Genomic DNA, 21,279 nt, shown 5'->3' with positions numbered 1-21,279 from the left:
CGTGGGGCGGCAGCAGGCGACATGGACAGGTGCGGTGGACGTGCGGGCGTCCGGGAAGTGGGTCGAGTGACCGAGCGGGGAGTGTGGCGCGGGCGCGGGCTCGTGTGGCGGGCGGGTGTCGTGCTCGTCGTCGTCGCCGTCCTCGTCGCCGGACTCGTGGCGGCGGCCCTGGTCACCGACGTCGACCAGCGCGGCGGACTCATCGGGGACACCTCCTCTGACGCCGCCTACGACGTGAATCCCGGCCTGCTGCCGGCCGACGGCTCGGCCCCGATGCCCGACCCGGCCGCGCTCAAGCGGATCCTGACCCCGCTCGCCCAGGACCCCGCGGTCGGCGACCTCACCGCCAGCGTCGTCGACGACGCCACCGGACAGGTGCTGTGGGAGGTCCGCCCGCGCGAGGCCAAGGTCCCGGCGTCCACCACCAAGCTGCTCACCGCGGTCGCCGCCATGCTCCAGCTGCCGCCGGACGCCAGGGTCGACACCACCCTGGCGCGGGGCGCCGAGCCGGACACCCTCGTCGTGGTCCCGGGTGGCGATCCGACCATGTCAGGCGGGGCGAAGCCGGGGCCGTTGTTCCCGGGCGCGGCGACCGTCGTCCAGGCCGCCGACGTGGTGCGCGCCGCCGGGATGACGCCCGCGCGGATCGTCGTGGCCCCCGGCCCGTACACCGGACCGCGGATGGGGCCGAACTGGGTGCCCGCGGAGATCGCGGCCGGCAACGTGGCGCCGGTGGACGCGTGGATGCTCGACGCCGGGCGCCTGGACCCGGCGGACGAGTACTCGCCCCGCTCGACCGAGCCCGCGCTGGCCGCCGGGCGCGCCCTGGCGCGCGAGCTGGGCGTGGACCCGGAGCGGGTCAAGGTCTCGGAGACCGCCGTGGAGACGGGCGGGGAGCTGGGCCGGGTGTCGTCGGCGCCGCTGACCGAGCGGGTGCGCTCGATGCTGGTGTACTCGGACAACGTCCTGGCCGAGACCATCTGCCGCGAGGTCGCGCTCGAGCGGGATCCCGACCGGCCGGCGGGCTTCGCCCAGGGCACCGCCGCGGTGGTCGACACCCTCGCCGAGCACGGCCTGGACATGACGGGCGTGCGCCTGGACGACTGCTCCGGGATGAGCTCCGGCAACCGCCTGTCCGCGGCCGCGCTCACCGACGTCCTGCGCACGGCGGCCGCCCCCGACGCGACCCGCGAGATGCGCGACCTGCTCGACACCCTGCCCGTGGCCGCGGGCTCGGGCACGCTCGCCGACCGCTTCACCGGCCCGGCGGAGGCGGGCGCCGGCTGGGTGCGGGCCAAGACCGGGACCCTCAGCGGCACCAGCGCGCTGGCGGGCACGGTGACCAGCGCGGACGGGCGGTCCATGAGCTTCGCCCTGCTGTCCTCCGGTACCGACCCCTCGGTCGCGCGCCCGGTCCTTGACCGCATCGCCGCCGAGCTGCGGACCTGTGGCTGCCGCTAGCGGGGCCTGGACCGGCGCCGCGTGGACGGTGCGCGCCGCCGTGCGGGCGTTCCGACGCGCCCACCCCGAGGTCGGTGACGAGGTGTGCGTGGCCCTGTCCGGGGGCGCCGACTCGCTGGCCCTGACCGCCGCGGCCGCCGCCGAGTTCGCCGACGTGACGGCGCTCGTGGTGGACCACGGCCTGCAGCCCGGGTCCGACGAGGTCGCCCGTCGCGCGGCCGCCGCGGCCCGCGGGCTCGGGACGGCGGCGGAGGTCCTCGTCGTCGTCGTCGACTCCGACGGTTCCGGCCCCGAGGCCGCCGCCCGCACCGCGCGGTACGCCGCGCTCGACGCCGCGCGCCGCGACCGACCCGTCCTGCTCGCCCACACCCTCGACGACCAGGCCGAGACCGTCCTGCTCGGCCTGGGGCGCGGCTCCGGCGCGCGGTCGTTGCGCGGAATGGCCGCGTGGGACGCGCCGTGGGGCCGCCCCCTGCTCGGCGTGCGCGCCGCCGACACCCGCGCCGCCTGCCGTGGCCTCGGCCTGACCTGGTGGGACGACCCGCACAACACCGACCCGACGTACACGCGCGTGCGGGTGCGCCGCGAGGTGCTGCCGCTGCTCGAGGACGTCCTGGGGGGTGGGGTCGCCGAGGGCCTGGCGCGCACCGCGGAACTGGCGAGGGTCGACGACGACGAGCTCGACCGCCTCGCCGGGGCCGTTCCCGTCGGCGACGACGGCGCACTGGACGTGAGCCGACTGGAGCGGTTGTCGACCGCCGTGCTCACCCGGGTCCTGCGCCGCTGGCTGCTGTCCCGGGGGGTCATCTCCCCGACGTACGCGCACCTGACGGCGGTGGCCGCGCTCGTCACGGACTGGCGCGGACAGGGCGGCGTCGCGGTCGGGGGCACCGGACCCGCAGGGACGCGCGGGGTGGGCCCGACGGCCAGGTTGGTCGCCCGGCGTCGGCATGGAAAAGTGGTCCTGGAGATCGACCGGGCGAGCGGAGCGGGGACGTAGATGACCACGGACAAGTACGCGGACGAGATCGAGTCCGTACTCCTCGATGAAGACGCGATCCGGGAGCGGATCGCCGAGATGGCCGCCACCGTCGGCGAGCGCTACGCGGATGTCGAGAAGGAGGTCGTGCTGATCGCCGTCCTCAAGGGCGCCGCGATCTTCGTCTCCGACTTCGCCCGCGCGCTGCCCATCCCGTCCGAGATGGAGTTCATGGCCGTCAGCTCGTACGGCTCGTCCACCAGCTCCTCGGGCGTCGTGCGGATCCTCAAGGACCTGGACCGCGACATCGCCGACCGCGATGTGATCATCGTCGAGGACATCATCGATTCCGGCCTCACCCTGTCGTGGCTGATGCGCAACCTCAAGACCCGCAACCCGCGCTCGCTGGAGATCGTCACCCTGCTGCGCAAGCCCGACGCGGTGAAGGCCGATCTCGACATCCTCGAGATCGGCTTCGACATCCCCAACGAGTTCGTGGTGGGCTACGGCCTGGACTTCGCCGAGCGGTACCGCGATCTGCCGTACATCGGCAAGCTGCACCCGCGCATGTACTCCTGACCTGCCCGGTCGTCCTGGGCTGACTCCCTTGCCCGCCCCGCTTGTCGGACCACTCGCCTATGTTCGCGGTGACAACCGAGGCGAGAGGGAAGAAGTGACACGAGTCGGGACCAGAGCGGTCGATCCGCGCGAGTTGTGCGAGACGCTGGGGCGAGCCCTCGCCGCCGAACCGGTGAAGGTCGAGGGCGAATGCCGGAACGCACGGGTCGACGCCCACTATGTCTCGTTCGATCTCTGTGGGAGAGATTCGGACTGTCCAGATGTGGTCCGCGTCTGGATCCCGGCCAACCAGATCTGGAGAATCCGGCAGGGGCTGGAGTCGAGGTGGAGTCACCCTCTGGAGGAGTGCCTCGCCGATGGCCGATGCGTCGTGGTGATAGGCACGGCCGAGGTGCGGAGGACCTCCATCCAGGTCAGCGCCACCGGCGTGTACATCAATGACTTCGACGCGGTCGGCAGCCTCCAGGCGCAGTTAAATCGTCTTCCGTCGACGCTCGAGGATCTCGGGATCCCCCCGGATCGACTCAGCCCCTCGGAAACGAGACAGAAGCTGACCCTCGACCGACCCCCGTCCCGTATCGCGGTGGTGACCGGTAAGAGCTCTCGGGCGTACGAGGACTTCTGCGCCGCATTCTGGAGCACCGCGAAGCGGAAGGGTGCGGAGAAGTTCCCCCGCCCCCAGTTGGTCCACGTCCCGTTCAGGCTAGAGGGGGCCGGTGTGGCGGACGAGTTGGTCCGGGTTCTGCGGGATGAGGTGCCCGAGAGCCGGGCCGACGCCGTGTGCATCGTCCGGGGTGGGGGGCCGTGGTCCGATCTCTGGCCGTTTCACTCACTCGAGGTGGTCAAGGCGGTACATGACATGCCGATGCCCGTCTTCACGGCCATCGGGCACGAGAGTGACCGGCTCGCGATCGACTGCGCGGCAAGAGGGTCGCGGGGCACTCCGAGCTCGCTCGGAGAAGGGCTCGGGTGGGCGTTTCGCGAGCTTTGCTCCCGCTCGGTCCCCAGGGTTACCGGGATCAAGAGCCCGGGGACCCGGGTGGCCGGGGAGCCGACCGAGCTCGAGGAGGTCAAGCGTAGGTTGGCACAGTCGAGAGCGCGGTGTCGAACCGTCGAAGCAGAACTGAGCCGGGCGCAGGCGACTCTCGAGGACGAGCGCGCGCGAGCGGATGCGGCTCAGAAGCACGCTTTCGAGCAGGGGCTCCGGTCCGGCGAACGGCTCGCGACCAATCGAGCAGTCGAGGTCGCCCTGATAGTGACGGTGCTGGTGACCTTTGCGATCGGCGGACTGGCCGTGGCCGTGGGCGAACTCGTCTTCGTGATCGTCGCCCTGGCCGGAGTGGTAGGAGCTGCTCGTCTGATCCTCGAGTGGGTCCGCACGGCGCCGGAACGCGGCGCGCGGTGGCAGCGAAAGATCAGAGAGCCAAAAGAGCCGACAGTGTTGTAGATCACACATACGCTCTGGACATGTATCCAGGAACCTTCGCCGCCACCACCCCGGACAAGCCCGCCGTGATCCGTCCCGCAACGGGTGAGCAGATCACGTACGCCGAGCTGGAGGCCCGCTCGGCCCAGCTCGCGCACGTCCTCGTCGATGACTGGGGGCTTCGCCCCGGCGAGACGATCGCCGTGGTCTCGGACAACACGCTCGAGATGCTCGAGATCTACTGGGCGGCCCTGCGGACCGGCCTGTACATCGCCGCGATCAACCATCACCTGACCCCGGACGAGTCGTCGTACATCATCGGCGACTGCGGTGCCCGCGCCCTGTTCGTCTCCGCGCCGGTCGCCGATCACGTCGACCTCACCCCGGAGGCCCACCCGGGCGTCGAGCACCGGGTCGTGTTCGGCGGCGCGCTCGAGGGGTTCGACGACTACCGATCGCTGCTCGAAGGCAAGTCGACCGAGCCTCCGGCGGATCAGCCGCGCGGTCACGACTTCCTCTACTCGTCGGGCACCACCGGCCGGCCCAAGGGCGTCCGCGTGGACCCGCCGGAGGGGCAGATCGACGAGGTGGCCGACCACTACACGCCGGTCTTCAGCTTCCTCTACGGCTTCGACGCCGACAGCGTCTACCTGTGCCCGGCGCCGCTGTACCACGCGGCCCCACTGCGCTTCTGCGGCGTGGTCAACTCCGTCGGCGGGACCGTGGTGCTCATGGACCGCTTCGACGCGGAGGAGGCGCTGCGGCTCATCGAGGCATACAAGGTGACGCATTCGCAGTGGGTGCCGACGATGTTCGTGCGCATGCTCAAGCTGCCGGAGGAGACCCGAGCCAGGTACGACCTGTCGAGCCTGACCCACGCCATCCACGCCGCCGCGCCGTGCCCGCCCGAGGTCAAGCGCCGCATGATCGAGTGGTGGGGGCCGGTGATCCACGAGTACTACTCGGCGACCGAGGGCATGGGCATCACGTTCATCAACTCGCAGGAGGCACTCGAGCGCCCCGGATCGGTGGGACGGGACGGGCTCAAGGGCATCGCCCACATCTGCGATGACGAGGGCAACGAGCTGCCGGCCGGCGAGATCGGGACCATCTACTGGCAGAACGACGAGGGCGGCTTCGCCTATCACGGCGATCCGGAGAAGACGGCGTCCGTGCGCCACCCCGACCATCCCACGTGGGCGACCTTCGGCGACGTCGGATACCTCGACGAGGACCGCTTCCTGTACCTCACGGACCGCAAAGCGTTCACCATCATCTCCGGCGGGGTGAACATCTACCCGCAGGAGATCGAGAACGCGCTCGTCCTGCATCCGGCCGTCGAGGACGTCGCCGTGATCGGACTGCCGGACGAGGAGATGGGGGAGCGCGTCCACGCCGTGGTCGTGCCCGCCGCGGACCGCGCTGACGACCCGGGCCTCGCGCAGGAGATCCTCGACTCCCTGCGGGGGAAGATCTCCGATTTCAAGATCCCCCGCGGTCTCGACCTCGTCGACGAGCTGCCCCGCACGCCCACCGGGAAGCTGGTCAAGCGCCGGATCGTGCAGCAGTACGCCTGACGCGGACCCGGCGGCGACGGTGAAAGGCGGCGCCGGGGAGTGTGGCGGAGCTCTCGGACGGTGTGCGGGAACAGATCTGGCACCGTCGTGGTTCTACTGGGCGGATCGGGATGCGGCAGTGTCCCCCGGGCTCACTCACACAGCCCTCGCGGAGTTCCGTTCGACTGGAGCCGCGTTGCGCCCCTCGCCGAGAGGCGACCCCGCGTCCCGGTCCGCCCACTTCGCAGGCAGACGAGAGAAGCCGCCGACCTCGCGGTCGGCGGCTTCTCCGATGTCGGATCTCGCTCTCGTTCCTGCTTCCCCCCAGGCCGAGCCGGTCAGGCGACACTCGCCGTGAGGTCGGCGGAGGTCATGATGCCGAGGAAGTCGAGGAGTCCGAGGAAAAAGGACGGCAGGTTGGTCGCGGCATCTGCCACGGTCGATCCCGAGTTGAGTCCGAAAGCAGCTGAACCTTCTGCGAATACTCCGAGGCTGCCCATGGTGGTGCCCCTTTCTGTGAGGGTGGGGGGCTGGCAGCCGGACGCCGCGTCCGGCCTGACGAAACCGATTGTGAGATAACTCACACACATCCCCCGCTGAAGATGATGCGCTTCTTATCTCGTCCAGTCAAGCCTCGGTCCTGCTCGTCAGTCGGCGACGCTGGCCACCAGGTCGACGGCGATGCCGTCGAGCAACGCGGCGAGGAAGGACAGCGCCAGCGACGGCAGGCTCGTCCCCATGTCGGCGAGAGTGGAGCCCGAGTCGAGTGCGAACTCGGCGGATCCGGCGGCGAGCGTGGCGAGACTTCCCATTGTTCGTCCTTTGCTGTCGACGGCTCCCCGTCAGGGGGCGGCCGGTCTGTGGTGGGCGGCGCCGGCGTGACCCGGCCGGTGGCGACGGGCGAGCGGCGTCGCCTCCGTAGCCGGTCTCATCATCGCCGGATGTCGCCGACCGGGCCGGTGCTTTGACGGTTTTTCCTTATTGTGGGAGCGTGCGTGGGCTGAGAGGGTGACGGGCGTGGACGTGGTGACGAGCTTCGAGCGCGAGCGACCCCGTCTCGTCCGGATCGCCGGGCGCCTCCTGGGGGATCATGCGGAGGCCGAGGACATCGTCCAGCAGGCCTGGCTGCGCCTCGCGCGCGCGGACAAGGCGGGCATCGACTCGCTGCCCGCCTGGCTCACGACCGTCGTCACGCGATTGTGCCTCGACCGGCTCAAGGCGGCGGTGCCGCGACCGCTCGAGCCCGGCGACCCGGAGCGCCCCGACGGCGCGTCCATCGACCGCGCCTCCGTCGAGCCGGGCCCCTCCGAGGAGGCGGTGCTCGCGGACTCAATGGGTGCGGCGCTGCACGTCGTCCTCGACCGCCTGACTCCGTCGGAGCGGGTGGCCTTCGTCCTGCACGACCTGTTCTCGGTCGACTTCGCCACTGTCGCCGACATCCTCGACTGCCTCCCGGCCACGGCGCGCAAACTGGCGTCGAGGGCCCGCGCGAAGATCACCCGGGCGGGCGACACCGGCGAGCAGGCGGACTGGCTCGTCGTCGACGCCTTTCTCGCCGCGGCCAGGCACGGCGAGTTCACCCGCCTCCTCGAACTCCTCGCGCCGGACGTCGTCGTCACCGGCGACCCCGTCGCCGTGCGCGTGGGCACCCCGTCGCGCATCGACGGCGGCGACGCCGTGGCGGAGTTCTTCAACGGCGCGGCCGCCGCGGCGCTGCCCGTCTTCGTCCACGACCGACCGGGCGCGGCGTGGTTCGACCGCGGCGAGGCCCGGGTGGCGTTCGACTTCCTGGTCACCGACGGCCTGGTCCGCCGGATCGACTTCCGCGCGGACCCCGACGTGCTCGCCGGATTGCGGCGGCGCCGGGGCGGCGACCAGTGCTCGCCGGATTGCGGCGGCGCCGGGGCGGCGACCAGCGGTGAGCACGCGGCGGCGAGACGTGGCGGGCGCCGCGGTCACATCCGCGGCGCGCCGCTCGTCAACGAGGTGAGGCGGTGCGATCCGCGACCGCCACGACCCGAGAGGACGGATGCCACATGAAGACGATGACCTGCAAAGACCTGGGCGGGCCCTGCGACCTGGCGCACCGCGGCGAGACGGCGGACGACGTGATCAGCGCCCAGGACGCCCACCTCAAGGAGCGCGTCCGGGCCGGCGACGAGGCGCACGTGCCTGCGCGGGAGGACATGAAGGGCAGGTGGCGTCGGCCCAGGCAGTCGCTGGGGTGGTACCGCGACGTCAAGAAGCGCTTCGCCGACCTGCCGGAGGACTGAGCGTCAGGAGACCGAGCGTCAGGAGGCGCCGGCCCCGCCCGGGGTCCGCTGGCTGACTCCCGCCCGCTCGATGACGGCCGCGAGGGCGAGCAACGTCGCCTCGGAGCCGGGGCGCCCTACCAGCTGGACCGAGGTGGGCAGGGTCCGTCCCGCCGAGGTGGTGGTGCTGCCGCACGGCACGGAGAGCGCGGGCCAGCCCAGGACGTTCGCCAGCGGCGTGAAGGGCGAGAACCGCATGGACGCCCACAGGGAGCGCCCCCAGGATCGCCGGTGCCAGTCGGTCGCCTCGGGCGGGACGTCGGCCAGCGCCGGGGTCAGCCACACGTCGACCCCGGCGCTGTCCATGGCGCGCTCGACGTCCGCGCGGAGCGCCCGGACGCCGCGGTTCCAACGGGTGTCACCGTCGCCGGCGCCGCCCCGCCGGAACACGGTGCGGCCGAGCAGCGCGTGGTGTCGGGTGCGACGCTCCATCGCCGAGAGGGGGAGGTTCTCCTCCTCGGCGGCGCGCGCCACGGCGGAGGTCCACCGCGCGAGGTAGAGGATCGGGTCGCGCGGGGACGGCAGGGAGGTGTCGACGACGACGAGGCCCTCGGCGCGCAGCAGTGAGGCGGCTTCCCGCGCCGCGCGAACCCAGGGTGCGTGAACGCGCACGAGATCGCGGCCCAGCCGTATCGGGCTCGCGACGGACAGGCCGACGCGGGTGCCTCCGGGCACGGGGCCGGTGCGGGCGAGCTCCGGGCGGCCCGCCATGACCGACAGGGCGAGCGCGACGTCGCCGACCGTCCGGCCCAGCGGGCCGGATTCGGCCAGGCCGCCCCAGTTGTCCCCGGACAGGCGCGTCGGTACGACCCCCGGCCCGGGCTTGATGGTGACGATTCCGCAGGCCGCGGCGGGGATGCGCAGCGAGCCCATCCCGTCGTCACCCACCGCGAGAGGCACCATGCCGGAGGCGACGGCCGCGGCCGAGCCGCCCGAGGACCCCCCGGCGGACAGCGACGTGTCCCGGGGGTTGCGGGTGATGCCGTGGGCGTCGGAATCGGTCATCCCCCACGTGCACAGCTGCGGGGCGGCGGTGACGCCGACCGGGACGGCGCCGGCCGCCAGCAGGGGGGTCACCACGGGGTTGTCGAGGGTGACCGTGCTCTTGATCGCCAGCGGGACCCCCGCCAGCGGGAGTCGCGCGCGGGCCTCCGGTGTCCCGGCGTCGACGGCGGCGCCGGCCGCCCGACCGTCCGCCCGCAGCAGGGTGGTGAAGGCGCGGAGTGACGGGTTCAGATCGTCCACGCGGTCGAAGGCGGCGTCGAGGGTCTCCAGCGCGCCGGTGGCGCCGGTGCGCACGGCCTCCGCGGTCGCGGTCGCGGACGAGGGATCGGTGGTCACGGCCCCGATCGTACGACGGCGGGGGTGTGCGCCCGTGGCGATCATCGGGGTGGGGTGTCGGTGCCGGCGGGTAGCCTGGGGCGATACCGACGACGTCGGGTGCACGACCGGGCCCTCCGACCGGCTGGGCCGTCCTTCCACACGAGGACCGAATGGAACGCAAGAGCAACACCGTCTTCCGCAACCTCGCGATCGCGGGCGTGATCATCCTGGCCATCGTCGGGTTCTCGTTCTTCGCGAACGACGACCGCGGTTTCGCCGAGGTCGACACCTCGGTGGCGTTGGCGCAGGTCGACGCCGGCAACGTCAGGGAAGCGCTGATCGAGGACCGGGAGCAGCAGCTGCGCCTCACGCTCGAGAACCCGATCACGCCCGAGGAGGGTGCGGAGGAGACGGACCAGCTCCTCGCCAAGTACCCGGAGCGGGCCGCGGATCAGATCTTCGACCGGGTGGCCGCGGCGGAGCCGGAGAAGTACGACACGGCGGTCACCCAGCAGGGCTTCCTGTCGCAGATGCTGTCGTTCCTGCTGCCCATGCTCATCCTGTTCGGGCTGCTGTTCTTCTTCATGTCCCGGATGCAGGGTGGCAAGGGCGGACTGTTCGGGGTGGGCAAGTCGCGCGCCGTCGAGTTCACCAAGGACATGCCCCAGACCACGTTCGCGGACGTCGCGGGCGAGGACGAGGCGGTCGAGGAACTCAACGAGATCAAAGACTTCCTGCAGAACCCCGCGCGGTACGAGCGCCTCGGCGCCAAGATCCCGCGCGGTGTCCTGCTGTACGGCCCGCCCGGCACCGGTAAGACCCTCCTCGCGCGCGCTGTCGCGGGCGAGGCCGGGGTGCCGTTCTACTCCATCTCCGGTTCGGACTTCGTCGAGATGTTCGTCGGCGTCGGCGCCTCGCGTGTGCGGGACCTGTTCGAGAAGGCCAAGCAGAACGCGCCCTGCATCGTGTTCGTCGACGAGATCGACGCCGTGGGCCGGCACCGCGGGTCGGGCACCGGCGGCGGTCACGACGAGCGCGAGCAGACCCTCAACCAGCTCCTCGTGGAGATGGACGGGTTCGACGACCGCTCGACCGTCATCCTCATCGCCGCCACCAACCGGCCCGACGTCCTGGACCCGGCGCTGCTGCGCCCGGGCCGGTTCGACCGTCAGGTCCCGGTGACCAATCCGGATCTCAAGGGCCGTGAGGCGATCCTCGCCGTCCACTCGGTCGGCAAGCCGCTGGCCGCGGACGTCGACATGACGTCCCTGGCCCGGCGCACCATCGGAATGTCGGGTGCGGACCTGGCCAACGTGCTCAACGAGGGCGCGCTGCTGGCGGCGCGTCTGGGCCGCGACGAGATCGACATCGAGATCCTCGAGGAGGCCACGGACCGCGTGGTGGGCGGCCCGCGCCGCAAGCACCGGGTGATCAGCGAGCACGAGAAGAAGGTCACCGCCTACCACGAGTCGGGACACGCCCTGGCCGCGTGGGCGATGGAGGACCTCGAGCCCGTCCACAAGGTCACCATCCTCGCCCGCGGCCGCACCGGCGGTCACGCTCTCGTGGTCCCCGAGGACGACAAGTCGTTGATGACGCGCGCAGACATGATCGCGAGGATCGTCATGGCGATGGGCGGTCGCGCCGCCGAGGAGTACGTCTTCGGCGAGCCCACGTCGGGAGCCAGTTCGGACATCGAGCAGGCCACCCGCATCGCCCGCACGATGGTCGCCGAGTACGGCATGAGCGCCAAGCTCGGCGCCGTGAAGTACGGCGGCGAGGGCGGGGACCCGTTCCTCGGCCGCGGCGGCTCCGCGGCGGGGGAGTACTCGCCCGAGGTCGCCAAGATCATCGACGACGAGGTCCGCCGGATCATCGACGCCGCCCACACCGAGGCGTGGCAGGTGCTCGAGTCCAACCGCGACATCCTCGACGCGGTCGCGGGCGAGCTGCTCGAGAAGGAGACCCTGCGCCAGGACGATCTCGAGAGGCTCTTCGCCGACGTGGTCAAGCGCCCGCGGATCACCGAGTTCGACGACTTCGGTGGCCGCATCCCGTCGACGCGGCCGCCCATCAAGACCCCGGGAGAGCTGGCCAAGGAGCGCGGCGAGCCGTGGCCCCCGCCGGTGACCGACCCGTTCGCGATGCCGGTCCCGCCGACCGGTCGCGATGCGGGTGACCCCGCGTCGGACGGCGACTCTCGGGCCCACGACCGGCCGGGCGACGAGCGCAACGGTGTCGGCGCCTCCGCCGGTGTGCCCCGCGGCCCGGCAGGTTCCGCCGACCGCGGTCAGGGCCCGTCCGGCATCCCCGCCTACGGGACGCCGCCGCCCCCGGGCTGGTCGGCGCCGGGCTGGCCCCCGCGCCAGCCCTCCCACCACGGTGACCGCGGGCCGAGCGGGGCGGAGACCACGCGTCTGCCCGCCGCGCCCGTGAACGGTCGACCCACCGACGGATGGGGCGGCCCCGAGGGCGGCGACCGTCGCGAACAGCCCGCCGAGCCGTCGAACCGCGCCTGGTCCCGGGCGGGAGACGGGGAGACGGACGTCGCCCCCGGCTCCGACGTCCCGGGCGGTGGTTCACACCGCCGCGAGGACAAGGACCCCGACTGGCAACCGCCGTGGGAACGTGAGGACTGACCGCCGCGGCCGCTTCGTGCGAGAAGAGGATTGATGACGACCCCTGACCACCTACCCCCCGCCGACGCGCGCTCGATGCCCACGGGGGAGGTCTTCGACGCACCCCGCGCGGAGGCCGCTGTCCGTGAGCTGCTGATCGCAGTCGGCGAGGACCCGGACCGCGAGGGCCTGCAGGACACGCCCGCCCGGGTGGCGAGGGCCTACCGCGAGGTGTTCGCCGGCCTGTACACGGACCCCTCCGAGGTGCTGTCCCGCACCTTCGACGAGGACCACCGCGAGCTCGTGCTGGTACGTGACATCCCCGTCTATTCGACGTGCGAACACCATCTCGTCCCGTTCCACGGGGTCGCCCACATCGGCTACATCCCCGGGCAGTCGGGCGCGGTGACGGGCCTGAGCAAGCTCGCCCGCCTCGTAGACCTCTACGCCAAGCGCCCCCAGGTGCAGGAGCGCCTCACCAGCCAGGTCGCCGACGCGTTGGTCGACAAGCTCGACCCCTCCGGCGTGCTCGTGGTGATCGAGTGTGAGCACCTGTGCATGTCCATGCGCGGGATCCGCAAGGCGGGCGCGGTCACCACGACGTCGGCCGTCCGCGGGATCATGCGGTCCAACGCCTCCACGAGGGCGGAGGCGCTCGGCCTCCTGCGCGGGACGTGAGCACGCCAGGTCGGCTGCCCCGCCCGGCGCACTGCGCGGTGATGGGGGTCCTCAACGTCACGGCGGACTCCTTCTCCGACGGTGGGCGGCATCTCGCGTTCGACGACGCGGTCTCGCACGCCCGGCGGATGGTCTCCGAGGGCGCGGACCTCGTCGACATCGGCGGCGAGTCCACCCGGCCCGGTGCGCTGCGGGTCGAGGAGTCCGACGAGGAACAGCGCGTCGTGCCGCTCGTCCGCGAGGTCGCCGGCTTCGCGCCGGTCTCGGTGGACACCATGCGTTCCCGGGTCGCCGCCCGAGCGATGGAGGAGGGCGCGGCGATCATCAACGACGTCTCCGGCGGGCTCGCCGATCCCGACATGCTCCGGGTGGTCGCCGAGAACCGGAGATCGATCATCCTCATGCACTGGGTCTCCCCGGACGAGTACCGGGCCGGGGCCGGTGGCCGCGCCGACTACGGCGATGACGTCGCCGGCGCGGTGCGCGACCACCTGGCCCGCCGGGCCGACGCCGCCCTGGCGGCGGGGATCGACGCCGCGGACGTCGTCCTCGACCCCGGGCTGGGCTTCGCCAAGAACGGGGAGGACAACTGGGCTCTGCTGCACGGGCTCGACCGGCTCGTCGATCTCGGGTTCCCGGTCCTCGTGGCCGCCTCCCGCAAACGCTTCCTCGGCTCTCTCCTGTCGGAGCCCGACGGGCGGCCCCGCGCGGTGACCGGCCGGGACCCGGCGACGGCGGCGATCACCGCGCTCTCGGCCGCCGCCGGTGCGTGGGCGGTGCGCGTCCACGACGTCGCCCCCAGCGCGGACGCTGTGCGGGTCGCCGCCGCGTGGGCGGCCGGACGCGCGGGGGCTCACTGATGACCGACCGCATCGAACTCCGCGGACTGCGGGTGCGGGGCACGCACGGGGTCTTCGACCACGAGAAGCGGGACGGCCAGGATTTCCTCGTGGATCTGGTCCTGTGGACCGACTTCACCGCCGCGACCGCCTCCGACGACCTGGCCGACACGGTCGACTACGGGGCACTCGCGCTGTTCGCGCGCGATGTCGTCGCCGGGCCGTCCTGCGACCTCATCGAGACGGTGGCCTCGCGGATCGCCGACGGCGTCATGGAGATGGCCCCCGACGCCCACGCGGTGGAGGTGACGCTGCACAAGCCGCAGGCCCCCATCCCGGCCGAGTTCGCCGACGTCGCCGTCGTGGCACGGCGCTCCCGCGGCGGCGGTAGCCACCACGAGCGGGGCGAGCGGTGAGCTGCCGGGCGGTGCTGTCGATCGGCGGGAACCAGGGCGACGCCCTCGAGCTCCTGCGGGGCGTCGTGGACGCCGCGGCCGCCGACGGGATCCTGCGCGCGGCGTCCTCGGTCTACGCCACCCCGCCGTGGGGCGGCGTCGAGCAGGACGACTTCCTCAACGCCGCTCTCCTCGTGGAGCACCCCGGCACTCCGGCCGACGTCCTCGAGTGGGGCTTCGCCCGCGAGCGCGCGGCCGGCCGCACCCGCGAGGTGCGGTGGGGGCCGAGGACCCTGGACGTGGACGTGGTGACCGCCGACGTCGACGGCGAGACCGTGGTCTCCGACGATCCGATCCTCACCCTTCCCCATTCGCGTGCGGCCGAGCGCGCCTTCGTGCTCGTGCCGTGGCTGGAGATCGATCCCGACGCCCGCCTGGCCGGCGTGCCCGTCACCGACCACCTCGCGGCGCTCGACCCGGCGGATGTCTCCGCGGTACGGCGGCTTCCCGGGACCCTCGCCCCTCGGGGCCGGGTGGCGCCGTCATGACGCGGGTGGCCAAGTCGACCCTCGCGTTGGTGGCGCTCGTCGCGGCGGTGGCCGCCTACGTCCTCGTCGACGCGTTCCTGGGATCCATGCCGCCGATCGGCTTCGGCTGGGTGACGCTGCTGGTGGTCGCGGCGGTCGACGTCCTGTTGGCCATCCGCATCCGTGCGGCGATCTCGGACGGCGGCGTCGGGCAGGACCGTAGTCAGATGCACCCGCTCACCATCGCCCGGTGCGCGGCGCTGGGGCAGGCCTCGGCGGTGCTCGGGGCGGCCACCGGTGGGTTCGGGGCGGGGCTGGCCCTGTTCTTCCTCCCACGCCTGGGCGAGCTGGCGGCCGCGGCGGCGGAGCTCCCCTCGTCCCTCGCCGTCCTGGTGTCCGGGGCGGCCCTGGTGGGGGCCGGGCTGTTCCTGGAGTCGGCGTGTGAGACCCCGCCCGACGACGACGAGAACGGCGGGCTGGGCGAACCCGCCTGAGCCGGCCGTGCGGGAACGGCGGGTGAGATCCCGCCTGGAGACCCGACTTTCGTCGGCCCCGTTGGAGCGGACACGCGCTGGTTACCTGTGTGACCCGTGATTCTCTGAGTATCATGCGGGTCATGAGTTCCGACGGCGCGATGGACAAGCCCCGGTCAGCTCGCCCCGCGCGCGGCGACGATCGCGGACTGGCGAGCATCGCTCTGGGAGTGCTGCTGGTCCTGGCGCTCATCGCCACCGTCGTCATGGTCTTCTCGGACAACCCGGTGTGGATGCGGATCGGGACGCTGTCCGCCCTGTGGGCGGCGTTCATCGGGGCGTTCCTCGTGGCGCGCTACCGCAGGCAGGCCGCGGCGGAGGCCGCCCGGGTCCGGGACCTGCACACCGTCTACGAGCTGCAGCTCGAGCGTGAGATCTCGGCCCGCCGGGAGCACGAACTGGTGGTGGAGAAGGAGCTGCGCGCCAGCGTCCGCGCCGAGACCGAGGACTCGGTGCTCGCGCTGCGTCAGGAGATCGCCGCGCTGCGTGAGCAGTTGTCGGCGCTGGGGGTCAGCCTCCCCGAGGACCGCTTCGCCGTGGGCGGCCCCGGCCCGGCCGGACAGCTCGGCGCAGGCTCGTCCCTGCCGTCCGTCCCGTCGGAGCGGGTGGCGCCCCGCCGTCGTACCCCCGGGATGACGCCGCCGCGCGTCGGCGCAAGGACCTCCGCTGACACGGAATCGTCCGGGGAGAAGACGACCTCCGACCGGCCCGGCCAGTCCGCGCCGTTCACGCGGTCGACGCAGCCGGGGAGTCCTTCGTCGCCGACCGAGCCGTCCCCGACCGAGCCGTCGGTGGCCGGGGTCGGGCCGGATGCCACGCCGAGCACCGAGCGCACCGAGCGGCTCGCCCCGGTCGCCGGACGTGGGGCCGCCGCGGACGCGCCGACCGGTGAGCCGCGTCGCCCCGCCGTGCGCCCGGTGGCCGGGCAGCCGTCCCGTGACCCGAGCTCGAGCGGCCCGGCGGCCGCGCCGAAGACCGGGTCGAAGCCTGCTCCGCAGACCGAGCCGAAGCGCGAGCCCGCTCCGAAGGCCGAATCGACGTCCGAGCCGCGGCGTTCGTCGGAGCCCGCGCCGGCGTCGGCTCCCGAGCCCGCGTCCCAGCCCGCCTCCGAGTCGGCGCCGGCGAGCCGCCACGGCGAGGGTCGCGGGCTGTCGGTGGCCGAGCTCATGGCACGCCTGGGGGAGGGCGAGGCGCCCAAGCCGAGCCGTCGCCGACGCCGCGCGGAGGACTGACGCGCGAGCCGCTCCTCCGGTTCTGTGAAGTGCGCCACTCCATACTGATTCGGCCCGCCCACAGGACTACTCTCGCCTGCGAGATGTCCGGGACCCGCCGACAATGAGCGGGCCTGGAACGGATCGAGCACTGGAGCACCCCTGAGATGTCCGACCACGGCGTCACCGGAACACCCCCTGCCCGCCTGTCCATAGGCCTCGTGTCCGCCGGCCGGGTGGGTACCGCCGTCGGAGCCGCCCTCGAGCGCCGTGGCCATGTTGTGTCCGCGCTGGTCGCCCGCTCCGAACGGTCGCGCGACCTCGCCGCGCGCCGACTCCCCGAAGCCCGCATCGCCGACCCCGCCGCGGTCGCGGCGGCCGGCGAACTCCTCATCCTCGCCGTGCCGGACGCCGCACTCCCGGGCGTCGTGTCCGAACTCGCCGAGGCGGACGCGTTCAGGCCCGGCCACATCGTCGTCCACGTCGCGGGCGCGGTCGGCGCGGAGGTCCTGCGCCCGGCCGCCGACGCCGGCGCCGTGGTCGTGGCGGCCCACCCGGCCATGACCTTCACCGGCGGATCGGCCGACGTCGACCGCATGGAAGGCTGTTCGTGGGCCCTGACCGCGCCGGACGAGGTCGGCCTCGTGGTGGGCCAGATGCTGGTCATGGAGACCGGCGGTCTGCCCGTCACGGTCGCCGAATCCCACCGCGCCCTGTACCACGCGGCCCTCGCCCACGGGGCGAACCACCTGGTCACTCTCGTCAACGACGCGGCCGAGGCGCTCGCGGCCTCGTTCTCCGTCCTGCCCGGCGGGGCCGTCGAGGGTGATCCCGACGGCATGCTCGGTGCGGACGCCGAGGCGCTCGCCCGCCGGACGCTCGAGCCGCTGCTGCGGGCGGCCCTCGACAACGTCCTGGCGTCAGGCGACTCCGCGCTGACGGGGCCCGTGATGCGCGGCGACGCCGTCACCGTCTCCCGCCACCTCGACGCCCTCGAGGACGTCGACGGCGGTATCGCCACCGGGTACCGGGCGCTCGCCCTGCGCACCGCCGACCGCGTGGGCGCCGGCCCCGACGTGACCGACCTGTTGGCCCCCGACCTCACGGAGCAGCTTCGATGACCTCCACGACGTACCCGGTGCGCACCGCGGTGCCCGGCCGTCCCGCCACCGGCTACAACCGCGGTGAGCTGACCGTCCACCACGACCCGGCCACCCTGAGCACCGTCACCGAGTCCCTCCGCAAGGTCGGCAGGCAGGTCACGTTCGTGCCCACCATGGGTGCGCTCCACGAGGGCCACCTCGCGCTGGTCGAGACCGCCCGCCGGACCCCCGGCTCGGTCGTGGTCGTGTCGATCTTCGTCAACCCGCTGCAGTTCGGCCCCGGCGAGGACCTCGACGCCTACCCGCGGACGCTGGACGAGGATGTGGCCCGCCTCGCCGATGCCGGCGTCGAGCTGGTCTTCGCGCCCAGCGCCGCCGCCATGTACCCCGAGGGCCCGCGGACGACACTGCAGCCGGGACCGACGGGTGAGATCCTCGACGGCGCGGCCCGCCCCGGCCACTTCGCCGGGATGCTTACCGTGGTGAACAAGCTGTTCAACATCGTCCGACCGCACCAGGCGTTCTTCGGCGAGAAGGACTACCAGCAACTCGTGCTCATCCGCCAGATGGTCGCGGACCTCGACATGGACGTCCGCATCGTCGGAGTACCCACCGTCCGCGAGTCCGACGGCCTGGCCATGAGCTCCCGCAACCGCTACCTCTCCGCCGACGAGCGGGAACTCGCCACCGTTCTCAACGCCGCCCTGGTCGCCGGGACGTTCGCGGCGAAGGGCGGACGGGAGGCCGTCGTCGACGCCGCCCGCGCGGTCCTGAGCGAACGCCCCCAGATCTCCGTGGACTACCTCGAGCTGCGGGGAGCCGACCTCGGCGAACCGCCGGAGGAGGGCCCCGGCCGACTTCTCGTCGCGGCCCGTATCGGGACCACCAGACTCATCGACAACGTCGGCGTGGCCATCGGCACCGGCTTCCTCGCCGCCGCCGAGGCCACCGTCGCCGCCCAGCAGGCCGAGATGGCCGAAGACCTGAAGGAAGGCCTGTAGATGCAGCGCACCATGCTCCACTCCAAGATCCACCGTGCCACCGTCACCCAGGCCGACCTGCACTACGTCGGCTCCTGCACCATCGACGCCGACCTCATGGACGCCGCCGACCTGCTCGAGGGCCAGCAGATTGACATCGTCGACATCGACAACGGCAGCCGCCTGACCACCTACGCCATCACCGGTGAGCGCGGCTCGGGGGTCATCAGCATCAACGGCGCCGCCGCGCATCTCGTCCACCCCGGCGACCTGGTCATCATCATCGCCTACGCCCAGATGGACGACGCCGAGGCCCGCGCCTACAAGCCCCGCGTCGTGTTCGTCGACGGCGAGAACCGCATGCTCACCGAGGGCACCGACCCGGCGGACGTCCCCGAGGGGTCGGGCCTGAAGAACCCGCGCGTGCCCGAGCCGGCCGCTGTCTGACCCGGCACGGACAGGACATGCTGCTCACCGTCGACGTCGGTAACACCCACATCCGACTCGGCGTCTTCCAACCAGGCGGCGGCCGGCTCGAGCGCACCTGGAGCATGCGCACCTCCCCGGCGGTGACGTCCGACGAGCTCGCCCTGACGATCCGCGGACTGCTGGGGGGCTGCGCCCGGCAGCTCACCGGCATCGCCGCGATGTCGGTGGTCCCGTCGGTCACGGGCGAACTCCGGAGGATGGCCGCCGACTACTGGCCGCAGCTGCCGGCCGTCGTCGTCGCGCCCGGGGTGAAGACCGGGGTGCCGCTCAAGGTCGACAACCCGCGGGAGGTGGGCTCGGACCGCGTGGTCAACGCGCTGGCCGCCCACCACCTGTTCGACGGGCCCGTCGTCGTCGTCGACGTCGACACGGCGACCACCGTCGACGCGGTCTCCGCGCACGGCGAGCTGCTCGGCGGGGCGATCGCGCCGGGCATCGACATCTCCGTCGACGCCCTCGCCGACCGCACGGCCCTTCTGCGCAAGATCGAGGTCGTGCGGCCGCGGGGCGCGCTGGGTAAGAACACCGTCGCCGCACTGCAGGCGGGCATCGTGATCGGGTTCGCCGGCCAGATCGACGCCCTCGTCGACCGTCTTCGTACCGACGTCGACGAGCTGGCCGACGCGTCGGTCGTGCTCACCGGGCTGCGCGCGGACGTCGTCGCGGAGGAGTCGCGGACCATCACCGACGTCGAGCCCGAGTTGGCGCTCGAGGGGCTGCGGCTTGTGTTCGACCGCAACTGCTGACCGCCCGGTCGCGCGAACCCGGCCGCGGCCCCGTCAGGCCGCGGAGCGGTAGCTGGTCATGGACACCGAGCCCCACGCGTAGCCCTTACTGAAAGCGTCGAGAGTCTCGCCGGTCCCGGCCGCCATCCCGGCCGTGTACAGCAGGGGCAGGAAGTGGTCGGCTGTCGGCACGGACGCCTGCGCGTCCGGATGCTCCAGTAACGCCAGGGCGTCCTCGGGCCGCGAGGTCAGCAGCTCCTGGGCGTGGTCGTCGAAGCGGTGCGCCCAGTCGGTGCCGGCGTTGCCGCGGGACGGATCGACAGCGCCGAGGTTGTGCACCACGTTGCCGCTGGCCAGGACCAGGACGCCCGAGTCGCGGAGCGCGGCGAGCTTGGTGCCCAGGTTGAAGTGGTAGCTCGGGGGCTTGGTGGCGTCGACCGACAGCTGGGCGACCGGGACGTCGGCATCGGGGAAGACGTGCGCGAGCACTGACCACGTCCCGTGGTCGAGGCCCCACGAGTCCAGGTCGGCGCCCACCCAGGTCGGCTTGGCGACCTCGGCCACCTCGGTCGCGAGCTCGGGCGCGCCCGTGGCGGGGTACTCGAACTCGTTGAGCTCGCGGGGGAAGCCGAAGGAGTCGTGGATGGTGCGCGGTGACTTCATCGCGGTGACGGCCGTGGCGTTGATGTACCAGTGCGCCGAGACGGCCAGCACCGCCCGGGGGCGCTCGGGGAGCGAGTCGCCGAGCGCGGCCCAGTGGCGGGTCCACTCGTTGACCTCGAGGGCGTTGAGGGGGACGCCGTGGCCGATGAAGACGGCGGGCTGGCGGGCGGGTGAGGGGGTCATCGCTACTCCTTCGATCTCTGTACATGATGCATCAACTACCTCTGTCGGCGCCAGTGGCCCCTCGTCCGTGCCTCCGCCCTTGCGGTAGATAGACCGGTCTGTCTAATATTGCCGACATGAACGCGCGACGAATGCCCCCGGCCGGTCCGGCGCCATCCGTGCGGGTTCAGCACTGGTGTTCCCGGCCGGCAGCCCCTCAGCCAGTCCACGCCGACACCCCTCCCGGGAGCACCAGATGACTTCACCCGCCCGCGCCGCCACCGCCACCCGTTCCGCCGCCACCGGCGACACGGTCCTCACCGCCGTCGAGTACCCTGCCGCCGTGCGGGCGGGCGCGCTGGTCGTGGACATCCGCTCCCGCGCGCAGCGCGAGCGCCAGGGCGTCCTCGCCGGCGCGATCGCCGTCGAGGCCCGGCCCGCCGTGGACCTGATCGACCCCCGCTCGGCGGCGCCCCTCGCGGCCGTCGGTGAGGGTCGCGAGGTGGTCCTCGTCAGCGACGACGGCCTGGACGCGGAACTGTTCGCCCTCGAGCTCCACTCGCGCGGTGTTCGCGGGGTCCGTGCGGTGGACGGCGGCCACGACGCGCTGCGCGCCGCCCGGGCGCTCGCCCTGCTCTCGGACGCCGAACACCTGCTGCGCGAGCGCTCCGCCATCTCCGCGCACTGACCGGCGGCGCCCGAGGGCGCGCGCCGGTACGG

At 72.7% G+C, this 21,279-nt stretch carries 22 protein-coding genes; 19 read left to right on the top strand and 3 right to left on the bottom strand.

Annotated elements, in window-relative coordinates; genetic code table 11:
• The 5 genes from dacB to DPA01S_RS12190 all read left to right on the top strand — a co-directional run.
• The coding region (gene dacB / locus DPA01S_RS12210; RefSeq protein WP_232303128.1) for a D-alanyl-D-alanine carboxypeptidase/D-alanyl-D-alanine endopeptidase at positions 1-1,461 on the top strand (1,461 nt) is incomplete at its 5' end.
• On the top strand, positions 1,448-2,461 hold the full coding sequence (gene tilS / locus DPA01S_RS12205) for a tRNA lysidine(34) synthetase TilS (protein ID WP_061227486.1): 1,014 nt from the start codon (positions 1,448-1,450) through the stop codon (positions 2,459-2,461). The genes dacB and tilS, both read left to right, overlap by 14 nt.
• Positions 2,462-3,019: a hypoxanthine phosphoribosyltransferase gene (gene hpt, locus DPA01S_RS12200; RefSeq protein WP_061227485.1), complete on the top strand. Its 558-nt coding sequence runs from the start codon at positions 2,462-2,464 to the stop codon at positions 3,017-3,019.
• Positions 3,020-3,152: 133 nt separating this feature from the next.
• On the top strand, positions 3,153-4,466 hold the full coding sequence (locus DPA01S_RS12195) for an exodeoxyribonuclease VII large subunit (RefSeq protein ID WP_156482521.1): 1,314 nt from the start codon (positions 3,153-3,155) through the stop codon (positions 4,464-4,466).
• A gap of 20 nt (positions 4,467-4,486) precedes the next feature.
• Positions 4,487-6,022, top strand: a complete 1,536-nt coding sequence (locus DPA01S_RS12190) for an acyl-CoA synthetase (RefSeq protein ID WP_061916568.1) — start codon at positions 4,487-4,489, stop codon at positions 6,020-6,022.
• A gap of 626 nt (positions 6,023-6,648) precedes the next feature.
• On the opposite strand, the gene DPA01S_RS16810 is transcribed toward DPA01S_RS12190, so the two are convergent.
• Positions 6,649-6,813 carry a hypothetical protein gene (locus tag DPA01S_RS16810; RefSeq protein WP_156482520.1) on the bottom strand — a complete coding sequence of 55 codons (165 nt, stop codon included), beginning with the start codon at positions 6,811-6,813 and terminating at the stop codon, positions 6,649-6,651.
• Positions 6,814-7,009: 196 nt separating this feature from the next.
• On the opposite strand from DPA01S_RS16810, the gene DPA01S_RS12185 reads away from it, so the two are divergent.
• Together DPA01S_RS12185 and DPA01S_RS12180 are read left to right on the top strand one after the other, a co-directional pair.
• Positions 7,010-8,041, top strand: coding sequence for a sigma-70 family RNA polymerase sigma factor (locus tag DPA01S_RS12185; RefSeq protein WP_232303127.1), 1,032 nt, complete (start codon positions 7,010-7,012; stop codon positions 8,039-8,041).
• Complete coding sequence (locus DPA01S_RS12180) at positions 8,038-8,274, top strand: DUF1059 domain-containing protein (RefSeq protein WP_061916565.1); 237 nt, start codon at positions 8,038-8,040, stop codon at positions 8,272-8,274. The genes DPA01S_RS12185 and DPA01S_RS12180 overlap by 4 nt, the downstream gene beginning before the upstream one ends.
• An 18-nt stretch (positions 8,275-8,292) precedes the next feature.
• Here DPA01S_RS12180 and DPA01S_RS12175 read toward each other — a convergent pair whose 3' ends face one another.
• Positions 8,293-9,654: an amidase gene (locus DPA01S_RS12175; RefSeq protein ID WP_232303126.1), complete on the bottom strand. Its 1,362-nt coding sequence runs from the start codon at positions 9,652-9,654 to the stop codon at positions 8,293-8,295.
• A gap of 152 nt (positions 9,655-9,806) precedes the next feature.
• On the opposite strand from DPA01S_RS12175, the gene ftsH reads away from it, so the two are divergent.
• The 11 genes from ftsH (at position 9,807) to DPA01S_RS12120 (ending at position 19,755) form a co-directional block, all read left to right on the top strand.
• On the top strand, positions 9,807-12,275 hold the full coding sequence (ftsH, locus tag DPA01S_RS12170) for an ATP-dependent zinc metalloprotease FtsH (RefSeq protein ID WP_061227481.1): 2,469 nt from the start codon (positions 9,807-9,809) through the stop codon (positions 12,273-12,275).
• Positions 12,276-12,308: 33 nt separating this feature from the next.
• Positions 12,309-12,932 (top strand): GTP cyclohydrolase I FolE, encoded by a 624-nt coding sequence (gene folE / locus DPA01S_RS12165; RefSeq protein WP_061916559.1) that lies wholly within the window; start codon positions 12,309-12,311, stop codon positions 12,930-12,932.
• Complete coding sequence (folP, locus tag DPA01S_RS12160) at positions 12,929-13,792, top strand: dihydropteroate synthase (RefSeq protein ID WP_438356731.1); 864 nt, start codon at positions 12,929-12,931, stop codon at positions 13,790-13,792. Before folE ends, folP begins: the two co-directional genes overlap by 4 nt.
• Entirely contained in the window at positions 13,792-14,187 is a 396-nt protein-coding gene (folB, locus tag DPA01S_RS12155) for a dihydroneopterin aldolase (RefSeq protein WP_061227567.1), read from the top strand. The genes folP and folB overlap by 1 nt, the downstream gene beginning before the upstream one ends.
• Positions 14,184-14,714: a 2-amino-4-hydroxy-6-hydroxymethyldihydropteridine diphosphokinase gene (gene folK, locus DPA01S_RS12150; RefSeq protein ID WP_061227478.1), complete on the top strand. Its 531-nt coding sequence runs from the start codon at positions 14,184-14,186 to the stop codon at positions 14,712-14,714. Before folB ends, folK begins: the two co-directional genes overlap by 4 nt.
• Positions 14,711-15,187, top strand: coding sequence for a DUF3180 domain-containing protein (locus DPA01S_RS12145; RefSeq protein WP_061227477.1), 477 nt, complete (start codon positions 14,711-14,713; stop codon positions 15,185-15,187). Before folK ends, DPA01S_RS12145 begins: the two co-directional genes overlap by 4 nt.
• Positions 15,188-15,309: 122 nt before the next feature.
• Positions 15,310-16,458: a DUF6779 domain-containing protein gene (locus DPA01S_RS12140; RefSeq protein ID WP_061916571.1), complete on the top strand. Its 1,149-nt coding sequence runs from the start codon at positions 15,310-15,312 to the stop codon at positions 16,456-16,458.
• Positions 16,459-16,604: 146 nt separating this feature from the next.
• A complete protein-coding gene (locus DPA01S_RS12135; protein WP_061227476.1) occupies positions 16,605-17,558 on the top strand; it encodes a Rossmann-like and DUF2520 domain-containing protein in 954 nt (317 codons plus the stop codon).
• A complete protein-coding gene (gene panC, locus DPA01S_RS12130; RefSeq protein WP_061227475.1) occupies positions 17,555-18,541 on the top strand; it encodes a pantoate--beta-alanine ligase in 987 nt (328 codons plus the stop codon). Before DPA01S_RS12135 ends, panC begins: the two co-directional genes overlap by 4 nt.
• Entirely contained in the window at positions 18,542-18,967 is a 426-nt protein-coding gene (gene panD, locus DPA01S_RS12125; protein ID WP_007630228.1) for an aspartate 1-decarboxylase, read from the top strand.
• Between the two features lie 17 nt (positions 18,968-18,984).
• The gene (locus tag DPA01S_RS12120) at positions 18,985-19,755 is read left to right on the top strand and encodes a type III pantothenate kinase (protein ID WP_061227474.1); all 771 of its coding nucleotides are present in this window, start codon (positions 18,985-18,987) and stop codon (positions 19,753-19,755) included.
• A 33-nt stretch (positions 19,756-19,788) separates the two neighbouring features.
• On the opposite strand, the gene ygiD is transcribed toward DPA01S_RS12120, so the two are convergent.
• Positions 19,789-20,580 (bottom strand): 4,5-DOPA-extradiol-dioxygenase, encoded by a 792-nt coding sequence (gene ygiD / locus DPA01S_RS12115; protein WP_061916556.1) that lies wholly within the window; start codon positions 20,578-20,580, stop codon positions 19,789-19,791.
• Positions 20,581-20,815: 235 nt separating this feature from the next.
• On the opposite strand from ygiD, the gene DPA01S_RS12110 reads away from it, so the two are divergent.
• On the top strand, positions 20,816-21,247 hold the full coding sequence (locus DPA01S_RS12110) for a rhodanese-like domain-containing protein (protein ID WP_061227472.1): 432 nt from the start codon (positions 20,816-20,818) through the stop codon (positions 21,245-21,247).
• The last annotated feature ends 32 nt before the right edge of the window (positions 21,248-21,279 follow it).

The organism is Dietzia papillomatosis NBRC 105045, assembly GCF_001570845.1.
GTDB classification, from domain to species: Bacteria; Actinomycetota; Actinomycetes; order Mycobacteriales; family Mycobacteriaceae; genus Dietzia; species Dietzia cinnamea.
The sequence above is the reverse complement of the archived record's forward strand: the minus strand, read 5'-3'. Positions and strand labels throughout refer to the sequence as shown.